Here is a 19,520-nt window from a genome sequence, read left to right on the forward strand (position 1 = left end):
AGAAATGTGACTTTCGGCACAGTCGATGCCGGTCGGATGCGCCCTAACGGGCGTTGTCGAGGATCCCGTCTTCGACATCCGAGTCGCTCGGGGCCTTCAGCTGCTGCTTGCGCTTGCGTTCAGCGGCGCGCTTGCGCTCCTCCGGGTCGTCGATGTTGACGGTGCGGAACTCCTGGCGGGCCGCCCAACCCAGACCGATGAACGCCATCAACGCGAACACGTACCACTGGAAGGCATAAGAGAGGTGCGGGCCCTCGTCGCGGGGCGGCTTGACGACGGCCAGCGGGCGCTCACCCGCCGGTGCGGGGGTCTCTGAGAGCATCAGCCCGTACGCGCCGGTGTAGTTGTCGATGCCAAGCCGCTCAGAGATCTCGTGCAGCTGGATGGTGGAGATCTGGTTGCCACTGGAACTGCGCCCGGCCAGAGACGGCTCGCCGGCCTTCAGCCGCGCCACGACGGTGACGGGGCCATCCGGCGCGACCGGCACGACATCCGGGGCATCTTGCTTGGAACCGGTCGGCAGCCAGCCGCGGTCCACGATGAAGACGCTGCCGTCGGCCAGCTGCAGGGGAGTGAGCACCTCGAAACCGGGCATGCCGTCGCGCGGGCGAGTGCGCACCAGAAGCTCGTCCTCGCGGATGTAGCTGCCCTCAGCCACGACCGGCAGCCATTTCTGCGACTCGTCGAAGGCATCCAACGTGGGCAGCGCCTCGGCGAGTGGAACGGGCTGTGCCTCCCAGTTCGTGTCGACGCGATGGATCTCGGCCTGCGCGTCGGCACGGCGGGAGAGCTGCCAGTTGCCGAGGAACACGCAGACGATGGCGAAGACGATCGTGAGGGCGAGGTAGCCCGCCCAGCGCTTGCTGAGCAGGAAGCTCCAGCCGGTCACGAGGCCGCCTCCGTGTCATCCGTGGCTCTGGCGGCCTCGAGCGGCTTCACGGCCAACGGGAACTCGCGGGCGGCGAGGAAGTCACGCAGGTAGTCGACGTGCTCGTCGCAGGCGAGCCAGGTCTTGAAACGGTCGCCGGTGTGGATGCGCGGGTTCCGCCAGTCGATGCGCCAGACGGCGTCTGCGGTGCAGCCCGCCCGTGAGCAGGCCTCGCGCGGCAAAGCGCCGCCCAACAGGTCAATCATGCTTGCGGTTCCAGACCCTCTCGATCGCGCCGGGGCGCACCATCGTCGACGACTTCCGTTTCGACGGCACATTCGCGAGCACCACGGCGAAGTAGGGCAGCGTGACCGCGCCGATCGCCGGCACCAGCAGCCACCAGCCGCGCAGGAACAGCATCGACAGGATGCAGAGCACACGAATCGACATCGCAACCGTGTACTTGATCATGCGGTTGCGGCGCTCCACCTCGGGCGAGAGGGGAGTGACGTGATGGAGGGTTGCTGCTTCATGTCCGTTGGGGTGATCGGTGCTGCGAGTCCGCGTCATCCGTGTGGATGCCGGTGCATCCAGCCTACGCGCCCGGGCGCGCCCCGCGGACGCTCTAAACTGGGTCAGATTTGCCTGTTCGCACTGCGTGCCGGCATCGCCTGTTCGTACTGCCTGTTCGTAATGCCTGTTCGCACCGCCCGATTGGACCACGCCATGACCACGCCTCGCACCGTACTCGTCACCGGAGGAAACCGAGGCATCGGCTTCGCCATCGCCGAGGAGTTCCTGGCACAGGGCCACCGCGTGGCCGTCACCGCCCGTTCGGGCGAGGGCCCGGCCGGTTCGTTCACCGTGCAGGCCGATGTGACGGATGCCGCCTCCATCGACGCGGCCTTCACCGCGATCGAGGCCGAGCTCGGCCCGGTCGAGGTGCTCGTGGCCAACGCCGGCATCACCCGCGACACCCTGCTCATGCGCATGAGCGAGGAAGACTTCGTCGACGTCATCGACACCAACCTCACCGGTGCGTTCCGTGTCGTCAAGCGCGCGTCGAAGGGCATGCTGAAGGCCCGCTACGGCCGCATCGTGCTGATCTCCAGCGTCGTCGGCCTGTACGGCGGCCCCGGTCAGGTCAACTACTCGGCGTCCAAGGCCGCCCTGGTCGGCATGGCACGCTCGATCACGCGCGAGCTGGGTGCCCGCGGCATCACGGCCAACGTGGTCGCCCCCGGCTTCATCGAGACCGATATGACCGCCGCCCTGCCCGAGGCGCAGCAGGCCGAGTACAAGAAGAACATCCCGGCCGGCCGCTTTGCCACGCCGAACGAGGTCGCCAAGGTCGTGGCCTGGGTCGGCAGCGATGAGGCCGCCTACATCTCCGGTGCCGTCATCCCCGTCGACGGCGGCCTCGGCATGGGCCACTAGCCGGCCGCAGCACGTTCGGGAGGCAAAAGTCGGGTCGGGAGGCCGTTCCGGCCCGCTTCTGGCCTCCCCAAGCTCCGAATGCCTCCCGCCACGGTGCCTCCCGGTGGTCGAGTAGGCGCGCCAGCGCCGTATCGAGACCCGGTCGGCGGGTCACGCGGATCTCGCAGGCTGCAGCGTCAGCAGGTTCGCTCGGGGCTTCGGGAGCTGCGCTGCTCCTTCGTCGCGGCGCGGCTCCCTCCAGCCGACGGGCGGAGAGCCGCAGCACGTTCGGGAGGCAAAAGTCGGGTCGGGAGGCCGTTCCGACCCCTTTCTGGCCTCCCCAAGCTCCGAATGCCTCCCGCCACGGTGCCTCCCGATGGTGGAGTAGGCGCGCCAGCGCCGTATCGAGACCCGGTCGGCGGTTCGCTTGGGGCTTCGGTCGCACGCTCCCTCAAGCCGCCGTGCGCTGGCTGCGCTGGCTGCGCTAGCCGCGCAGGCCGAGCAGCGGCAGCACCTGTGAGAGGTCGGCGACGTCGATCGCGACGTCGGCCTCTGCGCGCACGCGCGGTTTGGCGTTGAAGGCGACGGCGAGGCCTGCCACCGCCATCATCGCGAGGTCGTTGGCGCCGTCGCCGACGGCGATCGTGCGGGCGAGCGGGATGCCGGCATCCGCCGCCCACTCGCGCAGCGCAGCCGCCTTCGCCTCGGCGTCGATGATCGGGCCGGAGACCTTTCCGGTGAGCTTGCCGTCAACCACCTCGAGGCGGTTCGCCCGCCAGGAGTCCAGCCCGAAGGCCGCGCCGATGGGGTCGAGCAACTCGTGGAAGCCGCCGGAGACGACGCCGAACAGCCCACCGGCCGCATGGACGCCCGCAATGAGGTCGTGCACGCCCGGCGTGGGGCGGATCATCGCACCAACCTCGGCGAACACGGTTTCAGGCAGTCCGGCCAAGGTCGAGACGCGCGCCCGCAGGCTCTCGGCGAAGTCCAGCTCGCCGCGCATGGCCTGCTCGGTCACCTCGGCGACGAGGGCCCGCGAGCCTGCGGCATCCGCCAGTAACTCGATGACCTCGTCCTGGATCAGGGTGGAGTCGGCATCGAGGACGACGAGGAACCGGGGGCGCGACGAAACATCGGACATGCGGGGGAGGTCATGCGGTGACTGTAACACCCTTGCCGACAACGGTGATTCCAGACTCGGTCACGGCAAAGCCTCTGGCCCGGTCATGGTCGAGGTCGACGCCGACGTGCGCGCCCCGCTCGACGACGACGTTCTTGTCGAGCACACAACGGTGCACGCGTGCCCCTGCCTCGACGCGCACCCGCTCGAACAGGATCGAGTCGATCACCTGCGCGCCCGAGTTCACGTGCACCCACGGGCCGAGCACGCTGCGCTCGATGTGTGCGCCGGAGATCAGCGACCCGAGCGACACGATCGAGTCGATCATGGTGCCGAGGAAGCCGTGCGCATCGCGGACGAACTTGGCCGGCGGCGAGTTGCGCTGCTGCGTGAAGATCGGCCATTCCTCGTTGTAGAGGTTGAAAACCGGCAGCGCCGAGATCAGGTCTTGGTGGGCGTCGAAGAACGAGTCGATCGTTCCCACGTCGCGCCAGTAGAAGCGGTCGCGGTCGGTCGAGCCGGGCACCACGTTGCGACGGAGGTCGTAGACGCCGGCCTCGCCGCGTTCGACGAAGTCGGGGATGATGTCGCCGCCCATGTCATGGCCGGATGCGGTGCGCTCCCCATCGCGCAGCACCGCATCGATCAGGGCGTCGGCGTCGAACACGTAGTTGCCCATCGAGGCGAATACTTCGTGCGGCGCATCGGCCAAGCCGACCGGGTTCTGCGGCTTCTCGAGGAACGCCTGGATCCGCTCCGGGTTGTCGGGGGAGACCTCGATCACGCCGAACTGGTCGGCCAGCTCGATCGGCTGCCGGATGGCGGCGACGGTCGCCTTCGCGCCGGACGCGATGTGGGCCTCGATCATCTGGCTGAAGTCCTGGCGGTAGACGTGGTCGGCGCCGACGACGATCACGATGTCCGGCTTCTCGTCGCGCAGCAGGTTCAGGCTCTGCAGGATCGCGTCGGCCGAGCCGCTGAACCAGCGCTTGCCGAGTCGTTGCTGGGCCGGGACGGACGCCACGTAGGTGTCTAGCAGGCCTGAGATGTGCCAGGTCTGCGAGACGTGCCGGTCCAAGCTGTGCGACTTGTACTGGGTCAGCACCACGATCTGCCCGATGCGCGAGTTGATCAGATTCGACAGCGCGAAATCGACCAGCCGGTAGTGCCCGCCGAAGGGCACCGCAGGCTTCGCGCGGTCTTCCGTGAGCGGCATGAGTCGCTTGCCTTCGCCGCCGGCGAGGACGATTCCGAAGATCTTGGGGGCCTTCATGCTCTCACCCTAGGGCAGCCGATTCCACGTGCCTAGGGTCATTGCATACTGCGACGGTGAACGCTGCGCTAGCGTTGCCCCATGCGAGTCGATCTGCTCACCAAGGAGTACCCGCCGGAGGTCTACGGCGGCGCCGGCGTGCACGTGGCGGAACTGGTCAGGGCACTGCGCACCGACATCGATGTCGTGGTGCGTTGCTTCGGCGCAGACCGCGACGCGCCCGACACTTTTGCCTACCGTGCGCCAGACACCCTGGCCGGCGCGAACCCGGCCCTCAGCACCCTCGGCGTGGACCTGGCGATGGCGCAGGATGTCGCAGGCGCCAGCCTCGTGCACTCGCACACCTGGTACGCCAACAGCGCGGGGCACATCGCCAAACTGCTCCACGGCATCCCGCACGTGGTCACCGCGCACAGCTTGGAGCCGCTGCGCCCGTGGAAGGCCGAACAGCTCGGCGGCGGCTACCGCGTCTCCAGCTGGGCAGAGAAGACCGCGTTCGAGGCGGCCGACGCCGTGATCGCCGTGAGCGGCGGCATGGCCCGCGACATTCTCCGCTGCTACCCGACGCTCGACGAGAAGCGCGTGCACGTCGTCTACAACGGCATCGACCTGGAGCGTTGGAAGCCACTGAACGATGGGGCAACGGTGCGCGCCCTCGGCATCGACCCCGACCGCCCCTCTGTGGTCTTCGTCGGCCGGATCACCCGGCAGAAGGGGCTGCCCTACCTGTTGCGCGCCGCCCGGCTGCTTCCGCCGGACGTGCAGCTGGTGCTCTGCGCCGGCGCGCCGGACACCCCCGAGATCATGGCTGAGGTCAGTGCCGGTGTCGCCGAGCTGCAGCGCGAGCGCAGCGGCGTCGTCTGGATCGACCGGCTGCTCAGCCAGCACGAGCTCTCGGCTGTGCTCACCGCCGGCACGACGTTCGTCTGCCCCTCGGTCTACGAGCCGCTCGGCATCGTGAACCTTGAAGCCATGGCGTGCGGCATGCCCGTCGTCGGCACGGCCACCGGCGGCATCCCCGAGGTCGTCCACGACGGTGTCACCGGGCGCCTGGTTCCGATTGAGCAACTGGATGACGGCACCGGCACGCCGACCGACCCCGACCGATTCGTCGCTGATCTGGCGGCGACGCTGATCGAGGTGGTCAGCGATCCCGAGCGGGCTCGGGCGATGGGCGCGGCGGGTCGGGCGCGGGCGGAGAAGGAATTCGATTGGGCCCAGATCGCCGCCCGCACCCGCGAGATTTACACCGCCCTGCTCTGAGCACCCTCGGCGGATCGGTAGCATGGGAGTATGGCCAGCGTTCTTCAGCTCACAGACGTCACCGTTGTTCGCGACGGCAACACCATCCTCGACTCCGTGAACTGGACGGTGAACTCCGACGAACGCTGGGTCGTGCTCGGCCCCAACGGTGCCGGCAAGACCACGATGCTGCGCATCGCCGCCGCCATGATGCACCCCACGAGCGGCACCGCCCTCATCCTCGAGGAGCAGCTGGGCAAGGTCGACCTGGCCGAGCTGCGCCCGATGATCGGCTTCGCCTCGACCGCGATGGCACGCACCATCCCGAAGAACGAGAAGGTGCTCGACGTCGTGTTGACCGCCGCATACTCGGTATCCGGCCGCTGGAACGAGGAGTACGACGAACTCGACGTGCGCCGCGCGCAGCGGGTGCTGGCCGAGTGGCAGCTCGACCACCTCTCTGACCGTCTGTTCGGCACGCTCAGCGACGGCGAGCAGAAGCGCGTGCAGATCGCGCGCTCGGTGATGACCGACCCCGAGCTGCTGCTGCTCGACGAGCCGGCCGCCAGCCTCGACCTCGGCACTCGCGAGGAGCTGCTGCAGATGCTCGGCGGTTTCGCCCAGTCGCCGCTCGCCCCGGCCATCGTCATGGTCACCCACCACGCCGAGGAGATTCCCCTCGGCTTCACCCACGCACTCGTCCTGGCCGCCGGCCAGGTCGTCGCCGCCGGCCCGCTGGCCGAGGCATTCACCTCCGAGGTGTTGACCAAGGCCTTCGGCCTTGAGATCGAGCTGAGCGAGCAGAACGGGCGCTACAGCGCCCGTGCGGTCTGAACGCCCGATTTCTGCTAAGCTTGATAGCTGGCCCCCGGGCCCAAGCTTTCTCGCCTGATCGGCATGTGATCGGCAAGATCGATCACTAGTCTCAACACACAAATTACTTTCAACGCAAGGAAATTCGATGAAGTCTGAAATCCACCCCACGTACGCGCCGATCGTCTTCCGCGACCTCGCGTCGGGTGCAACCTTCCTGACCCGTTCCACGGTCGGCAGCGCCAAGACCATCGAGTGGGAAGACGGCAACACCTACCCGGTGATCGACGTGGAAATCTCCTCGGAGTCGCACCCGTTCTACACCGGCAAGCAGCGCATCATGGACTCGGCCGGACGCGTCGAGAAGTTCAACCAGCGCTTCAAGGGCTTCGGCGCGTAAGCAGCCGCAGCTCACCAGAGCTCAGCAGTATCAAGAAGGGCGACCGGCTTCAGCCGGTCGCCCTTCTTCGTGTCTGTGGGCGTTGAGCCGCTAGCGCTCCGGCCAGGACCCGTCGGCGGTGAACTGCGGGTCGCGGTTGGCGCGCATGTACTTCTCGAAGCTGGCCGCCTGCTCGGCGGCCCAGGCCACCTGCTTCGTGTGCAGTTCGGCGGCGGATGCCGGCAGCGCGGCGCCGTGCTCGCGGGCGATCGCCTGGGCGACCCGACCCGCTGCGATGGCGTCTGCCGCGGCATCGTGCGCGTCATCCAGCGGAACACCGTAGAACGCCGCGGCCGCCTCCAGCGTGCGCTTGCCCTTGCGGTAGCGGTCGACGGCCTTGTCGATCACGAGCGGGTCGATGACCGGGGTGGGGGAGTCGAGCGCGCTCAGGCCGTGGCGCCGCGCCTCGCGGTTGAGGATCGTGAAGTCGTATGGCGCGTTGTACGCGACGACGGGCAGGCCACGCTCCAACACCGCGCGGAGCCGCTCGACGATCTGGCCGACACCCTCGCCGGCCGGCATCCCGTCGGCCTGGGCGCGCTCGGTGCTGATGCCGTGGATGGCGCTGGCCCCGGCCGGGATCTCCACGCCGGGGTTCAGCAGCCAATCGCTGCGCTCCAGCACGGCACCGTCGGCGTCGATCACGCTGACATTCGCGGTGACGATGCGGCTCGTCTCCACGTCGATTCCGGTGGTCTCCAAGTCGAAGACGGCGAGTGTGCTGGCCCAGTTGACTGCGTTCATGCCCTCACTCTAGGGGCAATCACCGACACGGCTTCGGAACCGGCCGGCTAGCCGCAGTGCAGCCAGTAAAAGCTCTGCGTGGCCATTGTCAGGGTGAGGGAGCCGTCCTCGTCGAAGCTGGGGAACATGCCTCCGCCGAACAGGTCGTAAAGCCGTGTGCTCGCCAGCGCGGGGGAGTTGAGCGTCACAGAAATGGGGTTGTGCGCGAAGCTGAACACGCAGAGCACCGCCTCCGGCTGCTCGTTGTAGTGGCTGCCACCGTGCTGGTCATTGCCCGCGTAGCGCCGCACGAACGCCAGCACGGAGTCGTTGTTCGTCGGGATCACCTCGATGTCGCCGAGGCCGAAAACCAGGTGGTTCTTGCGCACGTGGATCACGTTGCGCACCCAGTGCAGCAGCGAGCGCGACTGCGCCAACTGCGACTCCACATTGACGTGGCCGTAGTTGTAGACCAGCGACTGCACGACCGGCAGGTAGAGCTTGCCCGGGTCGGCCGCCGAGAATCCGGCGTTCCGGTCCGGGGTCCACTGCATCGGGGTGCGCGAGCTGTCGCGGTCGGGCAGCCAGATGTTGTCGCCCATGCCGATCTCGTCGCCGTAGTAGAGGAACGGGCTGCCGGGCAGCGCAAACAGCAGGGCGTGCGCCAGCTCGAGCTCGGCCCTGGCGTTGTCGAGCAGCGGGGCGAGCCTGCGCCGGATGCCGACGTTGGCCCGCATCCGCGGATCGTAGGCGTACCAGCCGTACATGGCCTGCCGGTACTCCTCAGACACCATTTCCAGCGTCAGTTCGTCGTGGTTGCGCAGGAACACGCCCCAGCCGGCGCCCGGCGGGATGTCGGTGGTCTCAGACAGGACGGCGACGAGCTCGTCGGCGCGCTGGGAGCGCAGCGCGTAGAAGATGCGCGGCATCACCGGGAAGTCGAAGGCCATGTGGCACTCCGGCTCCTCCTCGCTGCCGAAGAAGGCAGCCACCTCGCGCGGCCACTGGTTAGCCTCGGCGATCATCACCCGGCCCGGGTAGCTCGTGTCGACCATGGCGCGCAGCGCCTTGATGAACTCGTGGGTCGGCGGCTCGCCCTCACCGTTGCCCTCGTCCGACTCGTACAGGTACGGGATCGCGTCCAGCCGGAATCCGTCGACTCCGAGGTCGAGCCAGAACCGCACCACGTCGAAGACAGCCTCGTGCACGGCCGGGTTCTCGTAGTTGAGGTCTGGCTGGTGCGAGAAGAAGCGGTGGAAGAAGAACTGGCGCCGCACCGGGTCGAACGCCCAGTTGGAATCCTCGGTGTCTGTGAAGATGATGCGAATGTCCGGCCACTTCTCGTCCGAGTCGCTCCAGACGTAGAAATCCCCGTACGGGCCGTCCGGGTCCTGGCGGGACTGCTGGAACCACTCGTGCTGGTCGGAGGTGTGGTTCAGCGGCAGATCGATCACGACGCGCATGTTGCGCTCGTGCGCCTTCGTGACCAGCTCACGGAACTCGTCAAGCGTGCCGAACTCGGGCAGGATCGAACGGTAGTCGGCCACGTCGTAACCGCCGTCGCGCAGCGGCGAGGTGAAGATCGGGGGCACCCAGAGCGCGTCAACGCCCAGCCACTGCAGATAGTCGAGCTTGGAGATCAACCCGCCCAAGTCGCCGGTGCCGTCGCCGTTGCTGTCGACGAATGAGCGCACCATCACCTCATAGAAAACCGCTCGTCGATACCACTGAGGATCGAGGCTGAGTCCGGGCAATTGGATCGGCGCAGTAAAGCTCATGCCCGAGTCTAAACAGCACCATGGTCAAACTGTCCAATCTTCGTGCAGCCAATAGAGCGCTGGCCATTCTTCGACAGCCCGCTCGCCTAAACTGGGGGCGATGAGCATCGAGTCCCCCTACGCGCCGAAGCTGGCCCGCATCCCCGTGAGTGAACGCACTCTCACCGTCCTGGGCAGCGAGACCCACTACTGGGAATACGGAACGGCGGCGCCCGGCGTGCCGACCGTCGTCGCCGTGCACGGCTTCCGGGGCGACCACCACGGGCTGGAACCCGTCGTTGCTCAACTGCCCGACGCGCACATCGTGATGCCGGACCTGCCCGGGTTCGGCACGTCGACGCCGCTGGAAGCCGGCACCCAGCACGACGTGCCGGGCTACTCGGCCTGGCTCTCCGCCTTCGTCGCGGCGCTGCAGCTGAACGGGCCCGTCGTCATTCTCGGGCACTCCTTCGGCTCCATCGTGAGCTCAGCGGCGCTGGCCGGTGGTCTGCCGGCCGACGCCGTCATCCTCGTCAACCCGATCGGTGCGCCGGCGCTCTCCGGTCCGCGCGGCATCATGACCCGACTCGCCGTGTTCTACTACTGGGCCGCCGCCAAACTGCCCGAGCGCATCGGCTTCGCCGTGTTGCGCTCCCGGCTGATCGTGCGCGTCATGAGCGTGACCATGGCGAAGACCAGCGACCCGAAACTCAAGCGCTGGATCCACGAGGAGCACGACCGTTACTTCTCGGCCTTCGACAACCGCGACGTCGTGCTGCAGGCGTTCCGCGCGTCCGTCAGCCACGACGTCAGCGAGTTCGCCGCCCAGATCCCCGAGCGCACGCTGCTGATCGCCGCCGACCGCGACGACATCACTCCGATCGCCGCCCAGCACCGCCTGCAGACCCTGTTCCCGGATGCCACGCTGCACGTCATCCACGGGGTCGGCCACCTGATCCACTACGAGAAGCCCGTCGAGGCGGCAGAGCAGATCCGCTCCGTGCTGTCCTCCCTGGGGGCCACCGCATGAACATCGTCTTCGACTGCCGGTACACCCGCATCGATCGGCACGACGGCATCAGCCGCTACACGGCCAGCCTCGTCGAAGAGCTCGGTCGACTGCACCCGGTCACGATGCTGATCAGCGACCACCGCCAGCTCGACATGCTGCCCACCCTGCCCTGGCAGCTGGTCAGCGCGCCAACCAGCGTGCGGGAGCCGCTCGTCGCGCTCACCGTCAACAAGCTGCGGCCAGACGTCGTGTTCACCCCGATGCAGACCATGGGCTCGTGGGGCCGCAAGTACAAGCTGCTGCTGACCGTGCACGACCTCATCTACTACCGCAACCGAACGCCCCCGCGCGACCTGGCCGCCCCGATCCGCTTGCTCTGGCGGCTCTACCACCTGGCCTGGTGGCCGCAGCGGATGCTGCTGAACCGAGCCGACGGCGTAGTCACCGTGTCTGAGACGACCAAGAGCCTGATCGCCGAGCACAACCTGACCCACCGCGAGGTGACGGTCGTTCCGAACGCCGCCGGGGTGGCAGCAGAAGAGGTGCCGGACGCCGCGGCAGAGCGCACTCGGCCGGACACACTGCGGCTGGTCTACATGGGCTCGTTCATGCCATACAAGAACGTGGAGACTCTGGTGCGCGCGGCCGCGCTGCTGCCCGGCTCCGAACTGCACCTGATGAGCCGCCTGAGCGACGCCGAGCAGCGCCGCCTCGGCGCGCTCGCGCCGCAGGCCACCGTCGTGTTCCACAACGGGGCCAGCGACGCCGAGTACCAGGAGGCACTGCGGGGCGCGACCGCGCTGGTCACCGCCTCCCTCGACGAGGGCTTCGGCATCCCGCTGGTCGAGGCGATGACGGCAGGCACGCCGATCATCGTCAGCGACATCCCGATCTTCAAGGAGATCGGCGGCGATGCCGCGCTCTACTTCTCCCCGATGTCGCCAGACGAGCTCGTCGCGGCCGTTGCCGTGCTGCGCGAGCCGGGGGAGTGGGAGCGGCGTTCCGCCGCCGGCCTGGAGCAGGCCGCCCGGTTCACCTGGACCGGTTCGGCCGAACGCCTGCTGGCGCTGCTCAGACGGACCGCAGGCTCAGGCCGCTGAGACCCCAGCGGAACTCCTGCACGGAGCCGTTCTGGATCATCCGACCGGGGCCATCGATCTCGCCGCCGGAGGAGTGGTGCATGAGGGTGCTGATCACGCCGCCGTGGCTGACGATCAGCACGCGTCCGCCCGGGTAGCGCGCGGCGAGCTCTTCGAGGCTCGGCAGGGTGCGGTCCAGCACCTCGTCGCGAGTCTCCAGCCCTGGAACCTCCGACCCGTCGGGGAACCGCTCACTGCGCTCGGCGAAGCTCAGACCCTCGATCTCGCCGTGGGCGCGCTCGGCGAGCGCCGGCACCAGCTCCGGCCCGGCGAGCCCGAGCGTTGCGGCGATGATCTGCGCCGTCTCGTGGGCGCGGCTGAGCGGGCTGCTGACGATCGCGTCCCAGTTGCCGTGCTCCGACTGCGCGGCGTGCAGGGCGGCGCCGGTGGCGGCGGCTTGGGCACGCCCGGTTTCGTTCAGCGGGATGTCGGTGCGCCCCTGAATGCGCCTCTGCGCGTTCCAGTCGGTCTCACCGTGCCGAACAATGCCGAACGTCGTCACCAAGTCTTCTCCATGTGGGCTCAGGGGAGCAGCCGCTCGGCCAGCTCGGCCAGCGTCTCGGAAGCCCCCGCATCCAGCTTATGTGCTGCCCGGGCGTCACCCTTCGTCGCGCCGCGGTTGACCACCACGATGGGCAGGCCGCGGCGTCTGGCCTGCTCCAACAGGCGGATGCCGGAATTCACCGCGAGGGACGACCCGACAACCAGCAGCAGCTCACTCCGAGCGACCAGTGCGGCCGCCTGCGCGAAGCGGGGAGCCGGAACCAGCTCGCCGAAGAAGACGACATCCGGCTTCAAACGCCCGCCGCACACCGTGCAGACGGGCAGTGTGAACCGCTCGACCTCTTCGACGTCGGCGTCGCCGTCCGGCGCGATCCTGACGGCATCCGAGGTCTCCAGCCACGGGTTCGCTCGCTCAAGCTGTTCGGCGACGGCCTGCCTAGCGAACACCTGCCCACAGTCCAGGCAGCTGACCGTGTCCATGGATCCGTGCAGCTCGACGACCCGGCTGGAACCGGCCCGGCGGTGCAGGCCGTCCACGTTCTGAGTGACGACGCCGGTGACGAGCCCGGCGTTCTCCAACCGGGCCAGGGTGCGGTGGCCGGCATTCGGCTGGGCGCTGGCGAAGTGCCTCCAGCCGAGGTGGCTGCCGGCCCAGTACCGCTTGCGCTTGCGCTCGTCGCTCAGGAAATCCTGCACCGTCATTGGAGTGCGGGTCGGCGCGCCCTCCCCGCGATAGTCGGGGATGCCGGAGTCGGTGCTGATTCCGGCCCCGGTCAGCACGGCCGTGCGCCTGCCGTGCATCAGCTCTGCGACGGCATCCATCTGGTTCACGCTGGTGATCTGCTGCACGGCTTGCTCCTTAACTCAGGTCTCCATCATCAACCCGCATGGTTTCCGGTTTGTTTCCGAGGCTGTCAGGCTAGGGGGATGCAGATCATCCCCATCACCGACCTGACCGCCGCTGGCGTGTCCGATTACGCCCGGCTCACCGACGTCGCCCTGCGCCGCGTCAGCGAGCCGGAGGGGGGTCTCTACATCGCCGAGTCCAGCAAGGTGATCGAGCGGGCGCTGCGGGCCGGCCACGTGCCGCGCTCCGTACTGCTGCAGAAGCAGTGGTTGGCCGACGTCGAACCGCTCCTGGCCGACTTCCCCGACGTGCCGGTGTATGTCGGCGAGCCGGCCGTGCTGGAGCAGCTCACCGGCTACAACATGCACAGGGGCGCCCTGGCCGCCATGCAGCGGCCCGCGCTGGCCCCGGTCGAGGAGCTCATCCGCGACGCGCGGCGCATCGTCATCCTCGAGGACATCGTCGATCACACCAACATCGGTGCCATCTTCCGCGCCGTTGCCGGGCTGGGGGCGGATGCCGTGCTCATCACACCGCGCTGCGCCGACCCGCTGTACCGTCGCAGCGTGCGCGTCAGCATGGGCACCGTGCTGCAGGTGCCGTGGACCCGACTGCCGGAGTGGGACGAGGCCACGCCGCTGCTGCACTCGCTCGGCTTCCACATCGCGGCGCTCGCGCTCTCCGACGATGCCGTCAGCCTGGAGGAATTCGAGAAGAACCCACCGGAGAAGCTGGCCATCGTCCTCGGGTCTGAGGGCGACGGCCTGAGCCGGGCCGCCCTCGCCTCCGCCGACACCACCGTGACGATCCCGATGCTGCACGGCGTGGACTCGCTCAACGTGGCCGCGGCGAGCGCCGTCGCGCTCTACGCACTGCGCGTTCGCGCCGCAGATGTCGCTTAAGCTCGTTCTGTGACTCTTACTCGACGCCAGATGTTCCGACGTCGCAGGATCGCCGTTTTCAGCGTGATCGGAGTGGTGCTGATCGCCCTGCTCTCCGGGCTGATCTACAGTGTGAACGCCATTGCCGCCCCGCTGCCGGCCACCATCGCCGCACCCGATGAGATCCCTGCGCTCACGCAGCCGGCGAGCCCTGTTGCGTGGCCCGAATTCGGGCGCACAGCCATCGGCGCTGTCGGCACGCCGGGACTGCTCGCGACCGCCGGCGACCAGTCCACCGGGCCGATAGCCAGCATCACCAAGATGATCACCGCCCTCGTCGTGCTCGACGCGCACCCGCTCGGCGCGGGCGAGGCCGGCCCGGAGATCGACTACACCGAGGCCGACGTCGACATCTACTGGCAGACGATCGCCGAGGATGGTTCCTCCGCGCCCGTGTCCGCCGGGATGGCGCTCAGCGAGCGCCAGACGCTGACCGCCCTGCTGCTGCCCTCGGCCAACAACTACGCCACATCGCTCGCCATCTGGGCGTACGGCTCGATGGACGCCTATCTGGCGGCGGCCGATGCCTGGCTGACCGCGAACGGGCTCACCGACACGCACGTCGTCGACGCCAGTGGGCTCTCCGCCAACAGCGTGAGCAGCCCGGCCAACCTGGTCGAGATCGGCAAGCTCGCCCTCGCCCAGCCCGCCATCGCCGAGATCGTGGCCATGAAGTCCGCCGATCTGCCCACCATCGGCACCGTCGTCAACACCAACAAGCTGCTCGGCACGCACGGCGTCACCGGCATGAAGACCGGCACCACCGACGAGGCCGGCGCCTGCCTGCTCTACACGGCGGTCGCCAGGGTCGACGGCCAGGAGGTGACTCTGGTCGGTGCGACGCTCGGAGCAGACACCCACTCCGAGCTGAACGACGCCGTCGCCGGCCTTCTCGACTCGACCTTCGCCGGCTTCCACACCGTGCAGCTGACCGACGCCGGCCAGCAGTGGGCCAGCTACTCTACCGAGTGGGGCGACACCGCCACCGCCGAGAGCGCTGCATCCGCCTCGCTGCTCGTCTGGTCTGACACCCCCGTGGAGACCACGCTCAACCTGCCTGCTGTCTTGTTCGCCAACGACGGGGCCGAGCTCGGCAGCGTCACCTTCTCCTCCGGCGGCCACAGCACGACCGTTCCGATCGTGCTGCACGGCCGACTCGGCGATCCCGGTGTCGGCTGGAAGCTGGCCAACCCGCGCTGAGCGGGTTCGCGCCGTCAGCCGCGCGCGATGAGGTAGCGCGACGAGCAGCTGTTTCGGTTGGTTGGCTTCGGTCGCTTGGCTTCGGTCGCTGGCGCTCCCTCGAGCCAACGGGAGAAGCGAAACCGTCGCTGATTGAGCTTGTCGAAATCGGGGTCTCGACAAGCTCGACCAGCGGGGCCAGCTCGACCGGCTGCAACCAACCTCCTGGCCGGGTAGCGCTAGTCGTCTTCGGGCGGCGCCACCTGGAACGGGGCGGCATCCGGTCGCTTTGCTGTCACGGTGTCGCCGGAGGACTGGTGCCGCACCCGGCGCAGCACCCACGGCACCAGGTACTCGCGCGCCCAGCTGAGGTCCTCGCCGCGGGCCTCCCGCCAGCTCCGCACGGGGGCCGGCTCCGGCTGCGACGGCTTCAGGTCGTTCGGCACATTCAGCGCCGCCAACACCAGGCGGGCGATCTCGTGGTGGCCGAGCGCGTTCATGTGCAGCCGGTCCGGCGCCCAGTAGCGGGCATCCTGGATCTCCTTCAGCGGCCACTGGTCGGCGATGATGCAGTCGTACTTCGCGGCGATTGCGCGCAGGTTCTCGTTGTAGATGGCGACCTTGCCGCGGATGCCGCGGAACACGGGGGAGAAGCCGACATCCGTCGCCGTGAACAGCACGATGGTCGCGCCGTCGCGGCTGAGCCTGGCGATCGCCTGCTCGACCAGCGCGGAGACCACATCGGGGTCGCTGCCCGGGCGGATGACGTCGTTGCCGCCGCCGGAGATCGTGATCAGGTCTGGCTTGAGGGCCAGCGCGTGGTCGACCTGCTCGTCCAGGATCTGCTGAATCAGTTTGCCGCGCACGGCGAGGTTGGCGTAAGCGAAGCCGTCGGTGCCGTCGCTCAGCACCTCTGCGACGCGGTCGGCCCAGCCGCGGAACCCGCCGGGAACGCTGGGCTCCGGGTCGCCGATGCCCTCGGTGAACGAGTCGCCGATAGCGACGTAGCGCTGCCAGGGGTGCACCGGCCACGGTGTTTCCGGGGCGGGCGCCCCCTCCTGCGTCTTGCCTTGCTCGCGCCGTCGGGAGAGGCGAAACCACAGTCCGGAGTGTTTTGCGGTGTCTTCAGCCATGACTCCAATGTAATCGGAGCGCCCTGCCGAGGCAGCCCCGACGAGCGGCTAAACTTGGGCCAGATGAATACTCCGCTTGGCCCCCACCCCCATCCGGGAACCTCGGCCGCCGAGCACCTCTCGCCGTCGTTCCCGGAACGTGCCGCCTGGGGTACCGCCAGTAAGCTGCGAGCATGGCAGGCCGAAGCCCTGGAGAAGTACTTCGAGACAATGCCCCGCGACTTCCTCGCCGCGGCAACGCCGGGCGCAGGCAAGACCACCTTCGCCCTGCGCCTCGCCGCCGAGCTCCGCGGTCGCCGCGAGGTCGACAACATCATCGTCGTCGCGCCGACCGAGCACCTGAAGAAGCAGTGGGCCGAGGCTGCGGCCCGCGTCGGCATCCGGCTCGACCCCGAGTTCAAGAACGCGCACGGGCGCTTCGGCAAGCACTACCACGGGGTCGCCGTGACGTACGCGGCGGTCGCCGTGCGCGCCTCCCTATACCGCGATATCACCCTCAGCAACCGCACCCTCGTGATCCTTGACGAGGTGCACCACGGCGGCGACGCGCTCAGCTGGGGCGACGCCATCCGCGAGGCCTTCGGCAGCGCCACCAAGCGCCTGTCGCTGACCGGAACGCCGTTCCGCTCCGACACGGCGCCGATCCCGTTCGTCGAGTACGCACCAGACAACCAGGGCATCCGCACGTCGATCACCGATTACAACTACGGCTACGGCCGCGCGCTCGAAGACGGCGTCGTGCGCCCCGTCCTGTTCATGGTCTATGCCGGCCACATGAAGTGGCGCACCAAGACCGGCGACGAGATGGAAGCCAAGCTCGGCGAGGACAACACCAAGGACATCACCTCCCAGGCCTGGCGCACCGCGCTCGACCCGGGCGGCGAGTGGATTCCCTCCGTGCTGCAGGCCGCAGACAAGCGCCTCACCGAGGTGCGTCAGGGCATTCCGGATGCCGGGGGGCTGGTGCTCGCCACCGACCACTTCGCGGCGAAGGCCTACGCCGTCATCCTCGAAGAGCTCACCGGGCAGCCGGTCACCCTCGTGCTCTCCGACGACAAGGAGGCCTCGGACAACATCGACACCTTCTCCGCCGGGACCAGCCGGTGGATGGTCGCCGTGCGCATGGTGTCGGAGGGCGTCGACGTGCCGCGGCTCGCCGTCGGTGTCTACGCCACCTCCTCGTCGACCCCGCTGTTCTTCGCGCAGGCCATCGGCCGCTTCGTGCGCGCCCGCCGCCGCGGTGAGACGGCATCCGTGTTCCTGCCCAACGTGCCCCAGCTGATGGCGCTCGGCTCGCAGATGGAGTTGGAGCGCGACCACGCGCTCGACCGCATCAGCACCGAGGAAGACGGTGACATCTACAACCCAGAAGACGCCATGGTCGCCGCCGCGAACAAGGAGGACCGGGGATCGGAGGCGCTGACCAGCGAGTTCAGCTTCCAGGCCATCGGCTCCGCCGCGACCTTCGACCGGGTGCTGTTCGACGGGCACGAGTTCGGCACGCTCGCAGAGCCTGGCAGCGACGAGGAGTTCGATTTCATCGGAATCCCCGGGCTGCTCGAACCCGAACAGGTCAGTGATCTGCTGCGCCAGCGCCAGGCCAAGCAGGCCAGGCGCGCGGCCGAGCGCCAGAAGAACCGTCCGGCAGAGGAGGTCGCCGCCGAGACGCCTCAGGCCCTCTACCGAACACTCAAAGAGCAGCGCGCGCTGCTGAACAGCCTCGTCGGCATGTGGGCGAAGCTCACCGGCGAGCCGCACGGCCAGGTGCACGCCGAGCTGCGCCGGGTCTGCGGCGGGCCTGCCGTCGCGCAGGCCAGTGTCACCCAGCTGCAGTCACGCGTGCTGCTGCTGCGCAAACGGCTCGGCAGCACGCACTAGCTCCTCATCCAACGGCTCGTCCGGTTCTTGGGCTGCCGCGAGCGCCTGCAGGATGTCGGCCGCGAGGTCGTCGACGTGCTCCAACCCGATGCTGAGGCGCACCACGGCCGCGTTCGGCTTCGCGCTGGCCTCGACCGGGCGGTGGGTCAGCGAGGCCGGATGCTGCACGAGCGAGTCGACGCCGCCGAGCGACACGGCGTGCGTGATCAGGCGGCACGCCTCCGTGAACCGCGCGGCGGCGTCGTAGCCGCCGGCCAGCTCGATCGCGATCAGCGAGCCGGGGCCGTGCAGCTGCCGGCCGAGCAGCCCCTGCGGGTCCTGGCCGGGCAGCGACGGGTAGTGCACCCGGTTGAGTGCTGGATGGCCGTCCAACAGCTCGGCGAGCTGCCTGGCTGTGTCCTGTTGGGCGCGCACCCGCACCGGCAGCGTGCGGAGGCCTCGGTGCAGCAGGTAGCCGGCGAACGGGTTCAGCAGGCCGCCGGTCAACGCCCGCACCTGGCGGAGCCGCACCACCCACTCCGTGGTCGTCGCGACGACGCCGCCCATCACGTCGCCGTGGCCGCCCAGGTACTTGGTGGCGCTGTGCAGCACCAGCGTGGCGCCGTGCAGGGCTGGCTGCTGCAGCACGGGGGAGGCGAAGGTGTTGTCGACGAGCACCGGAACGTCGCCGGCCGCCCGGCTGACGGCGGCGATGTCCACCAGCTCCAGGGTGGGGTTCGCCGGCGTCTCGATCACGACGAGCCCCGTCGTCGGGGTGATCGCCGCGGCGATGCCCGCGGCATCCACCCAGCTCACCGTCGTGCCGAGCAGGCCGGTTGCCAGCACGTGGTCGGTTCCGCCGTACAGCGGCCGCACGGCGACGACGTGCGGCTTGCCGGCGGCGGCCGTCGCCAGCAGGCACGCGGCGAGCGCCGCCATCCCTGTCGCGAACGCGACGGCGCCGTCTGTGCCCTCGAGCACGGCCAGGCTCTCCTCGAAACGGGCGACACCCGGCTGCCAGAGCCGCTGGTACACGGCCGATGCGCCCGGGGCGAGGTCGCCGCCGGTCGCGAGGTTCTCGTAGCTGTCGCCGCCGGTCAGCACATCGCTGAGCGGGTTGGTTGTCGACAGGTCGATCGTGGGCACGTGCGACCCTGACTCGCGCACCCCCGCCATCCCGCCGTGCACGGCCAAGGTGTCGAAGTGGACGGCTGAATCTGAGTGAGGCTTCATTGACTCCATGCCTCGAACGTAGTT

General features: G+C 68.6%; 20 protein-coding genes. 9 read left to right on the plus strand and 11 right to left on the minus strand.

Going from position 1 to position 19,520, the window contains the following annotated elements; genetic code table 11:
• Positions 1-43: 43 nt before the first annotated feature.
• Genes AWU67_RS05895 through AWU67_RS05905 form a run of 3 tightly spaced genes read right to left on the minus strand, consistent with a single transcriptional unit; the run spans position 44 to position 1,339 of the window.
• Complete coding sequence (locus AWU67_RS05895; RefSeq protein WP_067227155.1) at positions 44-889, minus strand: SURF1 family protein; 846 nt, start codon at positions 887-889, stop codon at positions 44-46.
• The gene (locus AWU67_RS05900; protein ID WP_067227156.1) at positions 886-1,134 is read right to left on the minus strand and encodes an acetone carboxylase; all 249 of its coding nucleotides are present in this window, start codon (positions 1,132-1,134) and stop codon (positions 886-888) included. Before AWU67_RS05900 ends, AWU67_RS05895 begins: the two co-directional genes overlap by 4 nt.
• Positions 1,127-1,339 carry a DUF3099 domain-containing protein gene (locus AWU67_RS05905; RefSeq protein ID WP_067227157.1) on the minus strand — a complete coding sequence of 71 codons (213 nt, stop codon included), beginning with the start codon at positions 1,337-1,339 and terminating at the stop codon, positions 1,127-1,129. Before AWU67_RS05905 ends, AWU67_RS05900 begins: the two co-directional genes overlap by 8 nt.
• Positions 1,340-1,594: 255 nt before the next feature.
• Here AWU67_RS05905 and AWU67_RS05910 point away from each other — a divergent pair, with 255 nt between their 5' ends.
• Positions 1,595-2,305 carry a beta-ketoacyl-ACP reductase gene (locus AWU67_RS05910; RefSeq protein WP_067227158.1) on the plus strand — a complete coding sequence of 237 codons (711 nt, stop codon included), beginning with the start codon at positions 1,595-1,597 and terminating at the stop codon, positions 2,303-2,305.
• Positions 2,306-2,768: 463 nt separating this feature from the next.
• Here the strand turns inward: AWU67_RS05910 and serB are convergent, their stop codons facing one another.
• Both serB and AWU67_RS05920 read right to left on the minus strand, forming a co-directional pair.
• Positions 2,769-3,425 carry a phosphoserine phosphatase SerB gene (gene serB, locus AWU67_RS05915; RefSeq protein ID WP_067227159.1) on the minus strand — a complete coding sequence of 219 codons (657 nt, stop codon included), beginning with the start codon at positions 3,423-3,425 and terminating at the stop codon, positions 2,769-2,771.
• A gap of 10 nt (positions 3,426-3,435) precedes the next feature.
• The gene (locus tag AWU67_RS05920; protein ID WP_067227160.1) at positions 3,436-4,677 is read right to left on the minus strand and encodes a glucose-1-phosphate adenylyltransferase; all 1,242 of its coding nucleotides are present in this window, start codon (positions 4,675-4,677) and stop codon (positions 3,436-3,438) included.
• An 81-nt stretch (positions 4,678-4,758) separates the two neighbouring features.
• Between AWU67_RS05920 and glgA the strand changes: the two genes are divergently transcribed.
• The 3 genes from glgA to AWU67_RS05935 all read left to right on the plus strand — a co-directional run bounded on the left by glgA (position 4,759) and on the right by AWU67_RS05935 (position 7,132).
• Positions 4,759-5,940, plus strand: a complete 1,182-nt coding sequence (gene glgA, locus AWU67_RS05925; protein ID WP_067227161.1) for a glycogen synthase — start codon at positions 4,759-4,761, stop codon at positions 5,938-5,940.
• Positions 5,941-5,970: 30 nt separating this feature from the next.
• Positions 5,971-6,753 (plus strand): ABC transporter ATP-binding protein, encoded by a 783-nt coding sequence (locus tag AWU67_RS05930; RefSeq protein ID WP_067227162.1) that lies wholly within the window; start codon positions 5,971-5,973, stop codon positions 6,751-6,753.
• A 127-nt stretch (positions 6,754-6,880) separates the two neighbouring features.
• The gene (locus tag AWU67_RS05935; protein WP_047410596.1) at positions 6,881-7,132 is read left to right on the plus strand and encodes a type B 50S ribosomal protein L31; all 252 of its coding nucleotides are present in this window, start codon (positions 6,881-6,883) and stop codon (positions 7,130-7,132) included.
• Positions 7,133-7,222: 90 nt separating this feature from the next.
• On the opposite strand, the gene AWU67_RS05940 is transcribed toward AWU67_RS05935, so the two are convergent.
• Both AWU67_RS05940 and treS read right to left on the minus strand, forming a co-directional pair.
• Positions 7,223-7,915, minus strand: coding sequence for an exonuclease domain-containing protein (locus tag AWU67_RS05940; protein ID WP_067227163.1), 693 nt, complete (start codon positions 7,913-7,915; stop codon positions 7,223-7,225).
• A gap of 47 nt (positions 7,916-7,962) precedes the next feature.
• On the minus strand, positions 7,963-9,672 hold the full coding sequence (treS, locus tag AWU67_RS05945; protein WP_067227164.1) for a maltose alpha-D-glucosyltransferase: 1,710 nt from the start codon (positions 9,670-9,672) through the stop codon (positions 7,963-7,965).
• Between the two features lie 100 nt (positions 9,673-9,772).
• Here treS and AWU67_RS05950 point away from each other — a divergent pair, with 100 nt between their 5' ends.
• Together AWU67_RS05950 and AWU67_RS05955 are read left to right on the plus strand one after the other, a co-directional pair.
• The gene (locus tag AWU67_RS05950) at positions 9,773-10,681 is read left to right on the plus strand and encodes an alpha/beta hydrolase (protein ID WP_067227165.1); all 909 of its coding nucleotides are present in this window, start codon (positions 9,773-9,775) and stop codon (positions 10,679-10,681) included.
• The gene (locus AWU67_RS05955) at positions 10,678-11,763 is read left to right on the plus strand and encodes a glycosyltransferase family 4 protein (RefSeq protein WP_067227166.1); all 1,086 of its coding nucleotides are present in this window, start codon (positions 10,678-10,680) and stop codon (positions 11,761-11,763) included. The genes AWU67_RS05950 and AWU67_RS05955 overlap by 4 nt, the downstream gene beginning before the upstream one ends.
• Here AWU67_RS05955 and AWU67_RS05960 read toward each other — a convergent pair.
• On the minus strand, positions 11,735-12,304 hold the full coding sequence (locus AWU67_RS05960; protein WP_067227167.1) for a histidine phosphatase family protein: 570 nt from the start codon (positions 12,302-12,304) through the stop codon (positions 11,735-11,737). The genes AWU67_RS05955 and AWU67_RS05960 overlap by 29 nt on opposite strands.
• A gap of 20 nt (positions 12,305-12,324) precedes the next feature.
• Complete coding sequence (locus tag AWU67_RS05965) at positions 12,325-13,128, minus strand: NAD-dependent protein deacetylase (RefSeq protein ID WP_067232223.1); 804 nt, start codon at positions 13,126-13,128, stop codon at positions 12,325-12,327.
• 105 nt (positions 13,129-13,233) lie between these two features.
• Between AWU67_RS05965 and AWU67_RS05970 the strand changes: the two genes are divergently transcribed.
• Positions 13,234-14,055, plus strand: coding sequence for a TrmH family RNA methyltransferase (locus AWU67_RS05970; protein WP_067227168.1), 822 nt, complete (start codon positions 13,234-13,236; stop codon positions 14,053-14,055).
• A 9-nt stretch (positions 14,056-14,064) separates the two neighbouring features.
• Positions 14,065-15,294, plus strand: coding sequence for a D-alanyl-D-alanine carboxypeptidase family protein (locus tag AWU67_RS05975; protein ID WP_129586646.1), 1,230 nt, complete (start codon positions 14,065-14,067; stop codon positions 15,292-15,294).
• Positions 15,295-15,512: 218 nt separating this feature from the next.
• Here AWU67_RS05975 and AWU67_RS05980 read toward each other — a convergent pair whose 3' ends face one another.
• Positions 15,513-16,406 (minus strand): SGNH/GDSL hydrolase family protein, encoded by an 894-nt coding sequence (locus tag AWU67_RS05980; RefSeq protein WP_082716803.1) that lies wholly within the window; start codon positions 16,404-16,406, stop codon positions 15,513-15,515.
• Positions 16,407-16,469: 63 nt separating this feature from the next.
• Here AWU67_RS05980 and AWU67_RS05985 point away from each other — a divergent pair, with 63 nt between their 5' ends.
• Positions 16,470-18,284, plus strand: a complete 1,815-nt coding sequence (locus AWU67_RS05985) for a DEAD/DEAH box helicase (RefSeq protein ID WP_067227171.1) — start codon at positions 16,470-16,472, stop codon at positions 18,282-18,284.
• On the opposite strand, the gene AWU67_RS05990 is transcribed toward AWU67_RS05985, so the two are convergent.
• Complete coding sequence (locus AWU67_RS05990; protein WP_082716804.1) at positions 18,240-19,496, minus strand: PLP-dependent transferase; 1,257 nt, start codon at positions 19,494-19,496, stop codon at positions 18,240-18,242. The two genes, AWU67_RS05985 and AWU67_RS05990, sit on opposite strands and share 45 nt — an antisense overlap.
• Positions 19,497-19,520: the final 24 nt, after the last annotated feature.

Source organism: Microterricola viridarii (assembly GCF_001542775.1).
GTDB classification, from domain to species: domain Bacteria; phylum Actinomycetota; class Actinomycetes; order Actinomycetales; family Microbacteriaceae; genus Microterricola; species Microterricola viridarii_A.

Bases quoted from the DNA above. Each gene is read 5' to 3' on its own strand.
- AWU67_RS05900 (WP_067227156.1), bottom strand. From the start codon at position 1,134: ATGATTGACCTGTTGGGCGGCGCTTTGCCGCGCGAGGCCTGCTCACGG.
- AWU67_RS05905 (WP_067227157.1), bottom strand. From the start codon at position 1,339: ATGATCAAGTACACGGTTGCGATGTCGATTCGTGTGCTCTGCATCCTG.
- AWU67_RS05910 (WP_067227158.1), top strand. From the start codon at position 1,595: ATGACCACGCCTCGCACCGTACTCGTCACCGGAGGAAACCGAGGCATC.
- serB (WP_067227159.1), bottom strand. From the start codon at position 3,425: ATGTCCGATGTTTCGTCGCGCCCCCGGTTCCTCGTCGTCCTCGATGCC.
- AWU67_RS05920 (WP_067227160.1), bottom strand. From the start codon at position 4,677: ATGAAGGCCCCCAAGATCTTCGGAATCGTCCTCGCCGGCGGCGAAGGC.
- glgA (WP_067227161.1), top strand. From the start codon at position 4,759: ATGCGAGTCGATCTGCTCACCAAGGAGTACCCGCCGGAGGTCTACGGC.
- AWU67_RS05930 (WP_067227162.1), top strand. From the start codon at position 5,971: ATGGCCAGCGTTCTTCAGCTCACAGACGTCACCGTTGTTCGCGACGGC.
- AWU67_RS05935 (WP_047410596.1), top strand. From the start codon at position 6,881: ATGAAGTCTGAAATCCACCCCACGTACGCGCCGATCGTCTTCCGCGAC.
- AWU67_RS05940 (WP_067227163.1), bottom strand. From the start codon at position 7,915: ATGAACGCAGTCAACTGGGCCAGCACACTCGCCGTCTTCGACTTGGAG.
- treS (WP_067227164.1), bottom strand. From the start codon at position 9,672: ATGAGCTTTACTGCGCCGATCCAATTGCCCGGACTCAGCCTCGATCCT.
- AWU67_RS05950 (WP_067227165.1), top strand. From the start codon at position 9,773: ATGAGCATCGAGTCCCCCTACGCGCCGAAGCTGGCCCGCATCCCCGTG.
- AWU67_RS05955 (WP_067227166.1), top strand. From the start codon at position 10,678: ATGAACATCGTCTTCGACTGCCGGTACACCCGCATCGATCGGCACGAC.
- AWU67_RS05965 (WP_067232223.1), bottom strand. From the start codon at position 13,128: ATGGATGCCGTCGCAGAGCTGATGCACGGCAGGCGCACGGCCGTGCTG.
- AWU67_RS05970 (WP_067227168.1), top strand. From the start codon at position 13,234: ATGCAGATCATCCCCATCACCGACCTGACCGCCGCTGGCGTGTCCGAT.
- AWU67_RS05980 (WP_082716803.1), bottom strand. From the start codon at position 16,406: ATGGCTGAAGACACCGCAAAACACTCCGGACTGTGGTTTCGCCTCTCC.
- AWU67_RS05985 (WP_067227171.1), top strand. From the start codon at position 16,470: ATGAATACTCCGCTTGGCCCCCACCCCCATCCGGGAACCTCGGCCGCC.
- AWU67_RS05990 (WP_082716804.1), bottom strand. From the start codon at position 19,496: ATGAAGCCTCACTCAGATTCAGCCGTCCACTTCGACACCTTGGCCGTG.